1 rRNA gene is annotated in these 249 nt (G+C 45.8%); it reads left to right on the top strand.

What is annotated here, in order from left to right:
- Positions 1–140: 140 nt before the first annotated feature.
- Positions 141–249, top strand: a 23S ribosomal RNA gene (locus FFR48_RS28715); the annotation flags it as partial.

The following is a 249-nucleotide window of genomic DNA, read 5'->3' as shown; positions in this document are numbered from 1 at the left end:
TCAAATTCAGCAACTAGGTAAACCCTAGACTGCTGGGTAAATACCAGCCAGAACCTTGAAAACTGCATAGTAACGCGAGGCAGTTCAGTAATCTAGTGCTTTAGCAGCAGATAACTGAAATGAAAAAACCAATGTTAAGTGGTCAAGCTAATAAGGGCTAATGGTGGATACCTTGGCACACAGAGGCGAAGAAGGACGTGGTTACCGACGAAATGTTCCGGGGAGTTGGAAGCAAACGGTGAGCCGGAA

This window comes from Sphaerospermopsis reniformis (assembly GCF_005402885.1).
Taxonomy (GTDB): Bacteria; Cyanobacteriota; Cyanobacteriia; order Cyanobacteriales; family Nostocaceae; genus Sphaerospermopsis; species Sphaerospermopsis kisseleviana.
The sequence above is the reverse complement of the archived record's forward strand: the minus strand, read 5'-3'. Positions and strand labels throughout refer to the sequence as shown.